Genomic DNA, 13,663 nt, shown 5'->3' with positions numbered 1-13,663 from the left:
CAAAAAACCCGCCTGACGCCGCATCGCCCCGCCGCGCCATAAACGTTCCGTATTCAAAATAAAATGCCGGCCCGCCAGCGGTTGCCTTCGTCCATGCCGCCAGCGCTCAGGGTGGTTTGACACGCGAACGGCTTTGCGGACAGGTTCCCATTTGTCGTGGCGGTACCTGTGGTTAGCTGAATATTAGGAAATTGCCGGTAGACTTCCGGCATGGTTGAAAACAGGTCCAAAACCGTCGCGCTATCCTCCGCCGCGCTGGACGCCCCTTGGGAGAACGGCGCGTTATGGCTGTTTTTCCCCGACTATCGGGGCAGTGTACCATACCAAAGCCTGCTTGCGGCGGCGCTCGCCGAGCGCGCCGAGGTGGAGTCCGGCACGATCGCCATGGCGCTGGAGGCGGCGGCACGGCGGCGGACCGTGTTCCATCTGCACTGGGAAGACGCGCTTTACGCCGATGCCGGCGGCGAAAGCGAGGTGGCGGCCACGATTTCGGACGCTCTCGAACGGCTGGCCGCATTCCGCGCCCGCGGCGGGCGGCTGGTCTGGACGGTGCATAATGCGGCGCCGCACGAGGATCGCTTTCCGGCGCTGTCGCTCGGCTTGCGCCAGGGACTCGCGCGGCTTGCGGACGTCGTGCATGTGCACTGTCGCACCGGGGTGGACCTGGCGCTCGGTCTTGGCGCGCCGGCCGAGCGGATCGTCTTGATGCGGTGTCCGGATCTCGCCCCCGCCTATCCGGACGACATCACCGATGCGGCCGCCCGCCGCTATTTCGGATTCGCGGACTCGGATATCGTGTTCGCCAATCTCGGGGCCAACCGCGGCTACAAGGATCTTGGCGGGCTGCATGACGGCTTCACCGCCCTCAACGCGCTGATACCGGCGGCCCGCCTCGTGCTGGCGGGCCGCCAGGGCGGCTATTTCGAGCAGCGCTATATCGAGCCGAGGCCGGGGATCCGTCTCATTCCGCGATTCGTCGACGATGCGGTGGTGCAATACGTCGTGCGGGCGGCGGATTTCATGGTGCTCCCCTACCGGCGGATCCTGACCTCGGGCGCGCTCGCCCTCGCTTTCGGATTCGGCCGGCCGGCGATCGTTCCCGATCTGCCGGCACTGCTCGACGTGGTCCGCCCGGGCGAGGACGCGCTCGTCTATCGCGCCGACGATACGGGGGATCTGCTGCGGGCGATGATCGAGGCGGCCGAACTGCCGGCGGCGGAACGGCTGCGGATGCGCGCGCAGGCGTTGCAGGCGGGGCGGGAGGTCGGTTTCGACAGGCTCGCCGGCGCCCTGCTCGATGCGATCCCGCCGGCGCCAGGCAGATGCGCCCCCGCTGCCACGCCGTGCGGGTGATATCGTGAAAGCGGTCATTCTCGCGGGAGGGCTGGGCACGCGCATCAGCGAGGAATCCTACCTCAAGCCGAAGCCGATGATCGAGATCGGCGGCAAGCCGATCCTCTGGCATATCATGAAGATATACGCCCATCATGGCATCAATGATTTCATCATCTGCCTCGGGTACAAGGGATATGTGATCAAGGAATATTTCGCGAATTACTTCCTGCATATGTCCGACGTCACCTTCGACATGCGAAATAACCGGATGCAGGTGCATCACCGCCACGCCGAGCCGTGGCGGGTCACGCTGGTCGATACCGGGGCGGACACGCTCACCGCCGGACGGTTGCGGCGGGTTCGCGAATATCTTGGCAACGACACCTTCTGCCTGACCTACGGCGATGGCGTGACCGACCTCGATCTCGCGGCGCTGCTCGATTTCCATGCCGGGCATGGCAAGCTCGCCACGCTGACCGCGATCCAGCCGCCGGGCCGCTATGGCGCACTCAATCTGGATGACCGGACGGTGCGCAATTTCCAGGAGAAACCAGCCGGCGACGGCGCCTGGATCAATGGCGGGTATTTCGTTCTCGAGCCAGGGGTTTTCGACTATATCGAAAGCGATATGACGCCCTGGGAAGGCGAGCCGTTGGAGCGGCTCGCGACAGACGGAGAATTGATGGCCTACCAGCATTCCGGGTTCTGGCAGGCGATGGATACGCTGCGCGACAAGAACCATCTCGAAAGCCTGTGGATGCGGCACGATCCGCCTTGGAAAGTCTGGGCATGATCCTCTTCGATGATGCCTATCGCGGTCGCCGGGTTCTGGTCACGGGGCACACGGGGTTCAAGGGCAGCTGGCTGAGCATGTGGCTCGCGCGCCTCGGCGCCGATGTCAGCGGGATCGCGCTCGATCCTGACACGTCGCCAAGCCATTGGGATCTGCTTGGGCTCGGGATCGACTCCCGTCGCCTCGACCTGCGTAACGCGGCAGCCCTGCGCGAGGCCGTGCGGGAGGTGCGTCCCGAGGTCGTCTTTCATCTCGCGGCCCAGTCCCTGGTGCGGCGGTCCTATCGCGATCCGCTCGGGACATGGAACACCAATGTCATGGGCACGGCAAATCTGCTCGAGGCCTGCCGTGATGTCGGCGGATTGCGAGCAGTCGTCATCGCGACCTCGGACAAATGTTACCAGAACAACGAATGGTGCTGGGGCTATCGGGAGACCGACCCGCTTGGTGGCAATGATCCCTACAGTGCGTCGAAGGCGGCAACCGAACTGCTGGCGGCGAGTTACCGGCGATCATTCTTCGCTGGCGGCGAGGCGGCGCTCATCGCCACGGCACGGGCGGGCAATGTGATCGGCGGGGGGGACTGGTCGGAGGACCGGCTGGTGCCCGATATCGTGCGCGCCATCGCGGCGGGCGCCGAGGTGCAGATCCGCTCGCCGCGCGCGACACGGCCATGGCAGCATGTGCTTGAGCCGCTCAGCGGGTATCTGCTGCTGGGCGCCCGGCTGCTGCGAGGCGACGACATGTTCGCGACCGCATGGAATTTCGGGCCGGGGCCGGAGGCGAATCTGGAGGTTGCCACGTTTCTCGAAGCCTTTGCCGCCCTTTGGCCCGATCTTCGCTGGCGCGCGGAAGACATGCAGGGGCCGCACGAGGCCGGGCAACTCAACCTCGACAGCGCGCGGGCACGCACCGAACTCGGCTGGCGTCCGGTCTGGGAGATTGGCGAGGCCATCGAACGTACTGTGGCCTGGTACCGGCACCACGCGACCCACGGGTTAGCGTGCAGCGAAAACCAGGTCGATGCGTTCGAACAGGATGCCGCGCGCGGCGATGCTGTGTGGTGCCGGTAATGGATATCCGTCAGACGGCGTTGCCCGGCGTGGTGGTTGTCGAGAGCCCGGTCGTCGCCGATGCGCGGGGGGCGTTCCAGCGCTGCTTCTGTTCGCGCGATCTTGCACCGTTGCTGGGCACGCGAGAGATCGCGCAGATCAACCGCTCGCTGACAGCGCGCTCAGGCACTGTCCGGGGGTTGCATTTCCAGTTTCCGCCGCATGCCGAAATGAAGCTGATCCGCTGCCTGCGTGGAAGGGTCTGGGACGTCGCGGTCGATCTGCGCGCGGGGTCGCCGCAACTCCTGCGGTGGCACGCCGAGGAACTGTCTGCGGCCAACGGCAGGATGCTGGTGATCCCCGAGGGGGTCGCGCATGGGTTTCAGGCGCTCGAAAATGACAGCGAGTTATTGTATATCCACACCGCGCATTACGCGCAGGCGGCCGAAGGAGGCGTGCGCTGCGACGATCCGCAACTTGGCATAGACTGGCCGATGATGGTCGGCGGACTTTCCGATCGCGACCGCGCTCTGCCGATGCTGCCTGCCCTGTTCACGGGATTTCCACAATGATGTGCCGCCACTGCGCCGCCGATCTCGATCAGGGATTTCTCGATCTCGGCTTCGCTCCGCCTTCGAATGCCTATCTGACACCCGAACAGCTGCGGCGACCGGAAATCACGTTGCCACTCAGGCTCTTCGTATGCACCAGGTGCTGGCTGGTCCAGACCGAGGATTTCGCCGCACCGGAAGACCTTTTCGCGGCCGATTACGCCTATTTCTCCTCGACCTCGTCGAGTTGGCTCGACCATGCGCGACATTATGCGCAGATGATCACCAGGCGTCTTGCCCTGGACGGAGACAGCCTTGTCATCGAAGTCGCATCGAACGACGGCTATCTGCTCCGCAATTTCGTTGCAGCCGGCATTCCCTGCCTCGGGATCGAGCCGACGAGGGACACGGCGGAAGCGGCGGAACGCATTGGAATTCCGGTCCTGCGTGCCTTTTTTGGGCGCGGACTCGGCGAACGGCTCGCGGCCGAGGGGCGCCGGGCGGACCTGATCATCGGCAACAACGTCTACGCCCATGTCTCCGACATCAACGATTTCACCGCCGGACTGCAGGCAGCCCTCAAGCCGGACGGGGTCATCACGCTGGAGTTTCCTCATCTCCTGCGGATGATTGCCGGGCGACAATTCGATACCGCCTATCACGAGCATTTCTCCTATCTCTCACTCACCACCGTCGCGCGGATCTTTCACAGCCACGGGCTGCGGATCTGGGATGTCGAGGAACTGCCGACCCACGGGGGAAGTCTGCGGATCTACGGCTGTCACGCCGAGGACGCGCGCCCCGAGGCTGAAAGCGTCGGCCGGATGATGGCGACCGAACGCGCCTTCGGCCTGTTCGAGCGGACGACATATGCGGAATTTCAGGCGATTGCGGACGGTATCAGGAACAATCTGCTGGGCTTTCTGGTCGACGAGCGGCGGCGGTCGACCCGTATCGCTGCATACGGGGCGGCGGCGAAGGGCAACACGCTGCTGAATTTCGCCGGCATACGACCGAATCTTCTCCCCTATGTCGTTGATGCTGCGGAATCGAAGCAGGGGAAATTCCTGCCGGGAAGCCACCTGCCTGTGGTCCCGCCGGCGGCCCTGCGCGAGCGACGACCGGATATTGTCCTCATCCTGCCGTGGAACATCGCGGATGAGATCGTCGAGCGTCACAGCTATGTTCGCGACTGGGGAGGACGATTCGCCGTGGCTGTGCCGGAGATCACATTTCTATGACTGTCCTTTCGAACAGGATCCGTGGGGGCGACGGAGGGCCGGTGCTGTTGCGGATCTGCGCGATGGCGCGTCGAGTACCGTGCGGCGACGGCCGTGGCATGATCGTTCCTGCACATCTGGCGGCTTCCAGAAGGATGGTGACCACGCCATGCGGGGAGAGCGAAGGGAAGTGGGCGATATGAGTTGCGAGGATGGGCTGACACTGATTCTGCCGACGAGAGGGGAGCGGGATATTTCAGCCTGGATCGAATATCACGTCGATCTCCTGGCCGGTGAGTATGGCGAGGACTTTTCCATCATCGTCGCCAGTGAAATCGAACCTGGCTACCGGCGCGCGCTCGAAAACAGGTTCGTCAGGCATTTTCGACTGGAGGAGTGTTTCTTCCGGAGAATCGAGCGGGCGCTCGACATGACCACGACAAGGAATTTCGTATTGGTTGCGGACGACGACTTCCTGTTGAGTCTCGACCGACGTGAAATCGAGGACATGCCTCACGACGTGATCTCCATCAGTCCGAAGACGCTGCGTTCCACGGGCACGACGGTTAATGAACTGATCGAGAACATCCATACGGTTGCGATATCGTCGCATTTCGAGTTCTGCCACGATACGAAGGAAGAGCGGCTTGTTCGTTATCTCTCGGCGCCGCTGCCGTCGGACAACAGCATTTTTTACGGAATATTCAATAAAGATAAATATAGGACTGTACTTAGTAAACATATGCCATTCATGGCCTGTCTTTTCCCTGCCTGTGATTGGACTTTCGTTGCCGCACTCATGGCTGAATACAAATTCAGATCATCGGAAACCTCAGTACTATTGCGCGATACGACGAACGTCCTCGATCTCATCGCCCGCGAGCTACGGGACATCAAGACGATGCCCTTCCAGGCATTCATGCCATGGGCAAAGGCAATTCCGCTACACCTGAGCTTGTCTTATATCCGTGATGTCATCGCACCGGACCTTCTTCCGTTGCTATCCAAAGAAATCGTGCGGCTTAATATGGAACGATATGATGGTCTTGTGTATGCGAATCTATTGGATCCGGAAGTAGGCCTGAATCGAGACGATATTGCAGATGTCGTCAATAATTCGAAGTGGTTGAACTCGGAGGGATGTGTCATGTTTCAGAATTTGTTCAATCAGACGATGACATTGTGAGCTTCGAATATCCAGCTGGGCTGCTTTTGTGAAGACGCAAATACTGGAGGTCGGGCGTGGGTCTCCTGTTACAGGATCGGGACGACCGGAAAATGTGGCGTTCAGCAGGGCGTGGATTGTGCAGTCCGATGAGGGGGGCGGAATTTTCTGATGGCTCGGATTCTGCTGACGGGTGCGACAGGTTTTGTTGGCAGGGCGGCGGCTCAGGTCCTGAAAGCACGGGGGAACGATCTTCGCTGTGTGGTGCGGACCGGGACCGTGGGGCGCCTGGTTGGGCTCGGAATTAGTGATGAAGTGGTGGAGACGCCGGATCTTTTTGCCGAAACTTCTGAATGGTGGTCCGAAGTGGCTGCCGAGACTGACATTGTCCTGCACGCGGCTTGGTATGCGGAGCCGGGGAAATACCTGACGTCCGGGAAGAATGTCGACTGCCTCGCAGGCACCCTGCGCATAGCCCAGGGAGTCGCACGTGCGGGCGTAGGGCGATTTGTCGGCGTCGGAACATGCTTCGAATACGATCTTTCCCCTGGCTATCTCACACATATGACGCCATTGGACCCGACGACGCCATACGCGGCTGCCAAGGCCGCAGCCTATTTGACGTTGCGCGAGTGGCTGCCAAGACAGGGAGTTTCGTTTCTTTGGGCACGACTTTTCTATCTTTACGGGCCCGGGGAGGATGAACGACGGCTGGTGTCTTATCTTCACCGACAGTTGGCCCTCGGCAAGCCGGTGGAATTGACGAGGGGAGAGCAGGTGCGCGACTTCATGGATGTGCGTGAGGCGGCGCGTCTGCTGGTCGACGAACTTGAGAGTACGCGTATCGGGGCAGTTAACATATCGAGTGGGCAAGGAATTACGGTGCGCGCGCTGGCGGAGAGTATCGCTGACATCTACGACCGCAGAGATCTCCTGCATTTTGGCGCCCGTCCGGAAAACTTGACCGACCCGCCATTGGTCGTCGGCTTGCGCGACTCCGGGGCGGAGGCGTGAGGGGCGCGGTTGCCATCGGAGGCTGCCACCTTCCGAAATATTGGCGACGAAGACAGGGGAGTTTTGCAATCGTGCGGAGGTCGGAGTGGTGGAGTGGAGCAGATGCATTAATGTCGAGATATCGCCATGAGTGATTTCAAATCCGAGATTCCCGATCGCGTTGCAGCGATGCAAGCCAATGGGCGTCTGCCCGCGGCGGCGGCTGAATTTCTCCGCGCCTCGGTGCCTTGCCAATATTCGTATAATTTTCATTGGCTGGGGCGACCGATCATCCAGTACCCGACCGACGTGATCGCGATGCAAGAGTTGATCTGGGAGGTAAAGCCTGACCTAATTGTCGAGTGCGGTATCGCTCATGGGGGGTCCCTCATCTTCTCAGCGTCGATGCTGGCGCTTCTGGATATGTGTGAGGCGATCGAGGCAGGCGAGCCACTGGAGCCGGCTGTATCCCGCAGGAAAGTCCTCGGTATCGATATCGACATTCGCGCCCATAATCGGACGGCCATCGATGCGCATCCGATGCGATCGCGGATCGAGATGATCGAGGGATCATCGATTTCGGCGGACGTGATTGCCGAGGTGGGCCGCATCGCGTCGGCGCATCGGAATGTTCTCGTGTGCCTCGACAGCAATCACACCCACGACCATGTCTATGCCGAGCTTGAGGCCTATGCATCGCTCGTTTCCGTCGGTAGTTACTGCGTGGTTTTTGATACACTGATCGAGGATATGGAACCGGACGCCTATCCTGACCGGCCTTGGGGGGTGGGTAATAATCCGAAGACCGCTGTCCATGCCTACCTAAAGAACCATCCCGAGTTCCAGATTGATAAATTGATCCCCGACAAGCTTATGATTACTGTTGCCCATGATGGTTGGCTCAGACGCACATGTTGATGATCCTGGTAGCGAGTTTTGTCGGGCAATGATCTGAATATCACAAGGTCGCATGGTGTGTCTTTGTTCAAATCGGGTTTGAATGTGATGCGATTATCAGATTTTGACGGCTGGAAGCGTAATCATCGAGTGGGCCGATTGTAGTCAAGTTTTTGCTGGTGAGTTTAAATCGCTTGATAAATATTTTTATGGCCTGCGGCACATGAGCATCAACGCCGTGTTTCAATGCTAACGGCTTGTTGCGTGTCAAACGGAACTGAATTGGAATCGGGGCTCGGCGTGGAATAGGGGCTCTGGCGCGATGTTGGTCGGGCCTGGTTCACATTAGACCGATGAGATGTGCTTGGAGCAAGCCGAGCTCTCCGATGCCGTACATCTCCCACTTTGCAGGCTCGAGCTTGGTGATCTGGCCATCCGCCGGATGGTTACGGATGGTGAAGGGACCGCCCGGCATTGCGAGCTTCGCGGGGCCGCAGGCCGTTCGTGGCACTCGTTTACGCCCATGCCGGATATGCCGGTGATCGCGTTGCCTCCGCAAGTCCAATCACGATCGCCACGGTGTGCAAACCCAAGGACTAAGTCGGCTTCGCCGTCCAAGCTTGGCGGTTGGTCGGTGAACGCTACTTCGCACCTATCAATCGGAACGGTCGGCTTGCCAAGGACTTCGAGGCAACCGTCACCTCAGCCGAAATCCCCCTCTATGCCGCCTCCGTCATGCTCCTTGCCCGAGGGTTTGCTCGTTGCATGTCCGAGTCGGAACAGAATGTAACACACGGAAATTTTGGCCCTTTTACCTAACGTTAAAATGGTTGGCTCTATCAGATTGACGGAGTTATTTATCGAAACAAGTAGATAATATTTATGGCTTCTCGTCTGATTCAATGGCTTCCCGGGCTCGGACTTATGGTGATTTCGGCGCTGGCGTGTATCTGGCTGGAACTAAGGCCTGTGCCGGGTAGTCGTACGGTCGCGCTTCTGTATCCGCCGTGGTGGACCACAACACAGATCTTTCTTGCCGCCATGAAGGCGGGGTCTGTGGTCCGGTTTGGGCTGTCCAAGAATATCGTCGTCCTCGCGCCGGCGTCTGGCGGGATGGCGCCTCTTTCAACCGGTGCGTGGGCCGTACTCGATTCGCGTTATCTCGGCGGGTGTTCGGTCATCCCCGTGAAGGACACTCGGTCATGACTGACAAGATCAGTACCTTGCGCCTTTCCGTCAGCCGCCTTCTGGTCATCTGGATGTGGGCGAATGCCGGCGCTGCAGCTCTCACCGGATATCTCTCGGACAATGGCTGGATTGCGCCGCTGATCATGGGCATCGTGCTTGCCGGCATCTGCCACATTTGCTGGAAAGTGGCGCCATTGGGCAAGTCCTCGCGCCTGACGACCGCGGTCGCATTCGTTGCGGTCATTTCGGTGATGGTTGCGGCCGCGCGAGGCAGCGAAATGCAGATTGATCTGCACATGTACTATTTTGCAGCCCTTGCTGTCATTGCGGCCAGCTGCGACCGCGACGCAATCATCATGGCGACGGGTGCTGTCGCGGTTCATCACCTCTTGTTGAACTTTATCGCTCCGGCTTTGGTGTTTCCTGACGGCGCGGATTTCCGGCGGGTTATTCTGCATGCCTCGATCCTCGTCGCCGAAGCGGCTTCGCTCATACTGATGTCAAATTCGATTAATGCCCTGTTCGAGGACAGCGAAAACAGCGTCAGACGGGCCGAATTGGCCACGCAGGAAGCTGAACGAGCAGGACGGGAGGCACTGGATGAACGTTCTGCCCGCGCAACCGAACAGGCGGCGCAGGCAAGAGCCCGCGAGCAGGAGGCCGCACGGCTTCAGGACGTTGTCGATGCGCTGGCCGGCGGATTATCCGGCCTTGCGCACGGCAAGCTGAACGAGAGGCTGACCGATGCGTTTCCTTCCGAATACGATGTCCTGCGTCGTGATTTCAACTCTGCGGCGCAGCAGTTGAATGACGTGATTCGTGACCTGGTGGTTCAGGCGGGAACGGTCGAAAGTGGCTCAGCAGAGATTGCCACTGCCGTGGAAGACATGGCGCGGCGGACCGAACGGCAGGCCGCTTCGCTTGAGGAAACTGCGGCGACGGTCGCCGAAGTTTCGCAGGGGCTCAGCCGGACTCTGGATGACGTGGTGAGCACGCGCGATCTGGCCGGCAAGGCGCATGAAATGACCCGTGCGTCAAGCGAAGTCGTGAATGAGGCGATGACAGCGATGGGACGGATCGATGAATCGTCCCGGCAGATCGCGCAAATTATCGGTGTGATCAACGACATCGCCTTCCAGACCAACTTGCTGGCATTGAATGCCGGTGTGGAGGCCGCACGCGCAGGCGATGCGGGACGGGGCTTCGCGGTGGTCGCTTCGGAAGTACGCGCTCTTGCCCAACGGACCTCCGATGCCGCCAAGGAAATCAGGGAGCTGATCGCCACGGCCGAAACCCAGGTCAGATCAGGTGTTGAATCCGTCGACAGAACCGGTGCCGTGCTGGCGAGCCTGGCGTCGCAGGTCAACGACATCGACAAAATGGTCCGGCGGATCAGCGATACCGCGAACGAACAGGCCTCGTCACTGAAAATGGTCAGCCAGGCCGTCGGCGACATGGATCAGGTAACGCAGCAGAATGCCGCTATGGTGGAAGAGGCGAACGCCGCGGCCAATAGCCTTCTTGCTGAGGCGCGGCATATGATGACACTTCAGCAACGCTTCGTTGTCGACGATGCCGCGGCTCCCCCATCGCGGTATCGGCCGGCGGCAGCGAAGGAAATGGCCTGATGCCTGGCCGTCGGGCGCTTCTTGCCGGACTGGCTGGTTGGCCCGCCGCCTGCATCGCGGCACCGCCGCCGGCTTTCAGATTCGCCCTGCAGGACGGCGCCGGGAAGGTGGTGACGCAGGCGCGGTTCCGTGGGCGATATCTGCTGGTGGTCTTCGGCTATACGAAATGCACAGATCGTTGCCCGACAACCTTGACGCACCTCGCGCGGGCGCTGGAAATGGCAGATCCGCGCAACAGGATTTTCGATGCGGTCTTCATCACTGTGGATCCCCGGCATGATCGTCCGAAGGCCGCGGCGCATTACGCCTCTTTGTTTTCTCCCCGTATTGAAGGCCTTGGCGGGAGCAAACGGCAGGTAAGCGAAGCGATCGCAGCATTCCATGTGTATGTGGCCTGGCCGAACGGACCGAATGGGCAGCCGACCCATGGCGGCCTGATCTATCTCCTGTCGCCGTCGGGGCAACTGGCAACCGTGCTGCCCGACGGGCTTTCCGCCGATGCGCTCGCCAGCGCGCTGCGGCGATATCCGGTTCCGAAACCCGGCAGGGAGTGAACCCTGGTCGATGCCATGATCTGATCCGCTGCCGTCCGTCTCCGAGAGGTCGTTCATCGTCCTGACCGCTCCTCGGCTGCCAGCAGGTGCGCCAGCCCGTGACGCCCCCGGTTGGTCTCAACACCATCTTGCTCTCGGACAGGGATGGAACGCCCGCTTTTGCGATCATCCGCAAGGGGCGTGCCGGGCATTTGTTCGCGCGTTTCCGCCGGCTGAACTTGATGTGGCCGGCGGAGATGCCGATCTCCCACAGGTTGTGGTGATTCCGTAGGGTTTCGGGGCGAGGTGATGAGGCTTCGGGCGATCGGATATGGACTGGCAGTTGCGCTGGCGCTGGGATCCGCCGGAAGCGCGTTGGCGGTGCCCGCGCGGCGGAGTGCGGGGCCGGAAGCGGCGGCGGGTGAGGCGCGGGTTGCGGAACGGCGGTTGCCGGCGCGGGTTCGGCGCGACCTTGCGGTGCTGCGCGCGCGATGGCGGCGGCGGGCCTTCGCGGCCGACTGGCGCCGGCTGGCGCGGCGGTATCCGGCGCCGGGCGATCGGGATTTCATCGTCGTCGATATCGCGCGCGAGCGGCTCGACCTGTTTCGCGACGGGCGGTATCGCGCCGGCTGGCGGGTTTCGACCTCCCGTTTCGGGGTCGGCCAGCGCCGCGGCAGCGACCGGACGCCGGTTGGGGTATTTCGCGTCGTCGGCGAACTCGGGCGGGGCGGGCCGGCGGACCAGGTCCTGAATGCCGCAGGGCCAACCGGCCGGTTCGCGAAGCCGGTCCTCGCGCCGGGTCACCTTGCCGCGAGCCGGCTGATCGTCGGGCGAATCCTGCTGCTCGAGGGTTTGCAGCCGGGCTGGAACCAGGGCGGCGATGTCGACACGCTGGCGCGCGATATCTTCATCCACGGGACGGCCAATGTCGGCATGCTCGGCCGGCCGGCATCGCGGGGGTGCGTGCAGATGGCGCCCGGCGCGGTCATTCGCCTCGCGCGGATGATCCTGCCGGGCGCGCTGGTGATGATCACGCGGGGGGTGGGCGGCCTGCGCCGCATTCCCGGCCCCAGCGCGGGGCCAGGCAATCTTGATTTTTCAGAAATTGCTAAAAAATGATAATGAATATTTCAAAGTTAACACCAGCCCCGTTCGCGGAGGACAAGCATGACCGCCAGCATCATCGGGCCCGAGGATATCGACGCCGTTCTGGCGACCGTTCCGCGGCAGCGCATCCGGCCACTCGATGCGGTGCGCGCGCTGATCCGCCTGGCCCGCGACCCGGAGGACACCCAGCAGGTGGCGCTGATGGGCATCGCGCTGGCCGGGCGTTCGCAGCGCCGGGTGTTCCGCCGCTTCGTATCGTTCCCCGCCGGGCAGGCGGTGATCCGCGAGAAGCGGTCGCTCGCCCGCACGCTCGATGATCACGACTACCTGCGTACCCTGAAGCCGAATTCGCTCGGGCGGCACTATCTCGCCTTCATGGAGCGCGAGGGGCTGTCCGCGCGCGGCCTGATCGAGGCGACGCCGGCGGTGACCCGGAAGCTCAGCGAACTGCCCGAGCCGATCAGACTCTTTTCCAGCTACACGTCGCGCGACATGCATGATCTCTATCATGTCCTCACCGGCTATGGCCGCGACGAACTGGGCGAGGTCTGTGTGCTCGCGGTGAGTTACGAGCAGCTTCGCATCCGCGCCTTCCGCCTGATCAGCACGACCGGCCCGTTCGTGGTGCGGCGCTATCTGCGCAAGGCCGGGCTCGACGGCGATGGTGTGTTCGCCGCCGTGCGCGAGGCGCGGCGGATCGGGCGCGCGGCGGCGTGGATCCCGAGCCTCGATATCGAGGCGCTGCTGGCCGAGGATCTCGACGAACTGCGCGCCCGGCTCAACCTCGCCGAACCGGTGGCCTATCGCGCGGTGATCGCCCGCATCCGAACGGCGACGGGTTGGAACAGCGGGCCGTTCTCCGCGCTGGCGCGGACGGTCTGATTTCTGATCCGCCGGCGCTGGCGCGGCCTCCCGCGGAAGCGGTGGGTGCGCAGCCGACCGGGCTGATCGCGGATCCGCCACATTGATGACGGTGCGTTGCGGTAGAGGACAGTCCAAGAGATCGCGCCGTCCGGCCCCCCTGTGCTTCGGCCTCGACGATTCCGATTGACAGGCGTGGGCGGACAGGCGAGGGTTGAATTGTATCGCATTCCGATGCCGGTGATGGAGTTCACCGTGTAACCGCCCGTGGGGCCGATGACTCCTGTTCATATCCGCTACAGCGGAGGAGGACGGGTATCATGGTGCGTATTGGCCGGAA

12 protein-coding genes, 1 pseudogene and 1 riboswitch are annotated in these 13,663 nt (G+C 62.0%); all 13 genes and pseudogenes read left to right on the top strand.

Annotated elements, in window-relative coordinates; translation table 11 throughout:
• Window positions 1-210: 210 nt before the first annotated feature.
• The 13 genes and pseudogenes from RT91_RS07425 (at window position 211) to RT91_RS07370 (ending at window position 13,344) form a co-directional block, all read left to right on the top strand.
• Window positions 211-1,353, top strand: coding sequence for a glycosyltransferase (locus tag RT91_RS07425; protein WP_035186513.1), 1,143 nt, complete (start codon window positions 211-213; stop codon window positions 1,351-1,353).
• A 4-nt stretch (window positions 1,354-1,357) separates the two neighbouring features.
• A complete protein-coding gene (gene rfbF, locus RT91_RS07420; protein WP_011941628.1) occupies window positions 1,358-2,128 on the top strand; it encodes a glucose-1-phosphate cytidylyltransferase in 771 nt (256 codons plus the stop codon).
• Window positions 2,125-3,201 carry a CDP-glucose 4,6-dehydratase gene (gene rfbG, locus RT91_RS07415; protein WP_035186510.1) on the top strand — a complete coding sequence of 359 codons (1,077 nt, stop codon included), beginning with the start codon at window positions 2,125-2,127 and terminating at the stop codon, window positions 3,199-3,201. Before rfbF ends, rfbG begins: the two co-directional genes overlap by 4 nt.
• Window positions 3,201-3,752, top strand: a complete 552-nt coding sequence (locus tag RT91_RS07410) for a dTDP-4-dehydrorhamnose 3,5-epimerase family protein (RefSeq protein ID WP_035186508.1) — start codon at window positions 3,201-3,203, stop codon at window positions 3,750-3,752. The genes rfbG and RT91_RS07410 overlap by 1 nt, the downstream gene beginning before the upstream one ends.
• Window positions 3,749-4,972 carry a class I SAM-dependent methyltransferase gene (locus RT91_RS07405; RefSeq protein ID WP_035186505.1) on the top strand — a complete coding sequence of 408 codons (1,224 nt, stop codon included), beginning with the start codon at window positions 3,749-3,751 and terminating at the stop codon, window positions 4,970-4,972. The genes RT91_RS07410 and RT91_RS07405 overlap by 4 nt, the downstream gene beginning before the upstream one ends.
• On the top strand, window positions 4,890-6,137 hold the full coding sequence (locus RT91_RS07400) for a hypothetical protein (RefSeq protein ID WP_240314227.1): 1,248 nt from the start codon (window positions 4,890-4,892) through the stop codon (window positions 6,135-6,137). The genes RT91_RS07405 and RT91_RS07400 overlap by 83 nt, the downstream gene beginning before the upstream one ends.
• Window positions 6,138-6,287: 150 nt before the next feature.
• On the top strand, window positions 6,288-7,130 hold the full coding sequence (locus tag RT91_RS07395; protein WP_013639540.1) for an NAD(P)-dependent oxidoreductase: 843 nt from the start codon (window positions 6,288-6,290) through the stop codon (window positions 7,128-7,130).
• Window positions 7,131-7,256: 126 nt separating this feature from the next.
• A complete protein-coding gene (locus RT91_RS07390; RefSeq protein WP_035186501.1) occupies window positions 7,257-8,027 on the top strand; it encodes a cephalosporin hydroxylase family protein in 771 nt (256 codons plus the stop codon).
• Between the two features lie 447 nt (window positions 8,028-8,474).
• Window positions 8,475-8,825: pseudogene (locus RT91_RS22500) on the top strand (hypothetical protein); the annotation flags it as partial.
• Between the two features lie 383 nt (window positions 8,826-9,208).
• Complete coding sequence (locus RT91_RS07385; RefSeq protein WP_035186499.1) at window positions 9,209-10,822, top strand: methyl-accepting chemotaxis protein; 1,614 nt, start codon at window positions 9,209-9,211, stop codon at window positions 10,820-10,822.
• Entirely contained in the window at window positions 10,822-11,376 is a 555-nt protein-coding gene (locus RT91_RS07380; protein ID WP_035186498.1) for an SCO family protein, read from the top strand. The genes RT91_RS07385 and RT91_RS07380 overlap by 1 nt, the downstream gene beginning before the upstream one ends.
• 360 nt (window positions 11,377-11,736) lie before the next feature.
• Window positions 11,737-12,474 carry a L,D-transpeptidase gene (locus tag RT91_RS07375; RefSeq protein WP_240314229.1) on the top strand — a complete coding sequence of 246 codons (738 nt, stop codon included), beginning with the start codon at window positions 11,737-11,739 and terminating at the stop codon, window positions 12,472-12,474.
• 48 nt (window positions 12,475-12,522) lie between these two features.
• Window positions 12,523-13,344, top strand: a complete 822-nt coding sequence (locus RT91_RS07370; RefSeq protein ID WP_035186493.1) for a Coq4 family protein — start codon at window positions 12,523-12,525, stop codon at window positions 13,342-13,344.
• Window positions 13,345-13,553: 209 nt separating this feature from the next.
• A riboswitch (Fluoride riboswitch) is annotated at window positions 13,554-13,616 on the top strand.
• Window positions 13,617-13,663: the final 47 nt, after the last annotated feature.

The organism is Acidiphilium sp. JA12-A1 (assembly GCF_000724705.2).
Taxonomy (GTDB): domain Bacteria; phylum Pseudomonadota; class Alphaproteobacteria; order Acetobacterales; family Acetobacteraceae; genus Acidiphilium; species Acidiphilium multivorum.
This window is presented reverse-complemented; position numbering and strand designations above follow the sequence as displayed.

What these genes read in the sequence shown, in the direction of transcription:
- RT91_RS07395 (WP_013639540.1), top strand. Translation starts at nt 6,288, where the DNA reads ATGGCTCGGATTCTGCTGACGGGTGCGACAGGTTTTGTTGGCAGGGCG.
- RT91_RS07385 (WP_035186499.1), top strand. Translation starts at nt 9,209, where the DNA reads ATGACTGACAAGATCAGTACCTTGCGCCTTTCCGTCAGCCGCCTTCTG.
- RT91_RS07390 (WP_035186501.1), top strand. Translation starts at nt 7,257, where the DNA reads ATGAGTGATTTCAAATCCGAGATTCCCGATCGCGTTGCAGCGATGCAA.
- RT91_RS07380 (WP_035186498.1), top strand. Translation starts at nt 10,822, where the DNA reads ATGCCTGGCCGTCGGGCGCTTCTTGCCGGACTGGCTGGTTGGCCCGCC.
- RT91_RS07370 (WP_035186493.1), top strand. Translation starts at nt 12,523, where the DNA reads ATGACCGCCAGCATCATCGGGCCCGAGGATATCGACGCCGTTCTGGCG.
- RT91_RS07400 (WP_240314227.1), top strand. Translation starts at nt 4,890, where the DNA reads ATGAGATCGTCGAGCGTCACAGCTATGTTCGCGACTGGGGAGGACGAT.
- rfbG (WP_035186510.1), top strand. Translation starts at nt 2,125, where the DNA reads ATGATCCTCTTCGATGATGCCTATCGCGGTCGCCGGGTTCTGGTCACG.
- RT91_RS07410 (WP_035186508.1), top strand. Translation starts at nt 3,201, where the DNA reads ATGGATATCCGTCAGACGGCGTTGCCCGGCGTGGTGGTTGTCGAGAGC.
- RT91_RS07405 (WP_035186505.1), top strand. Translation starts at nt 3,749, where the DNA reads ATGATGTGCCGCCACTGCGCCGCCGATCTCGATCAGGGATTTCTCGAT.
- RT91_RS07425 (WP_035186513.1), top strand. Translation starts at nt 211, where the DNA reads ATGGTTGAAAACAGGTCCAAAACCGTCGCGCTATCCTCCGCCGCGCTG.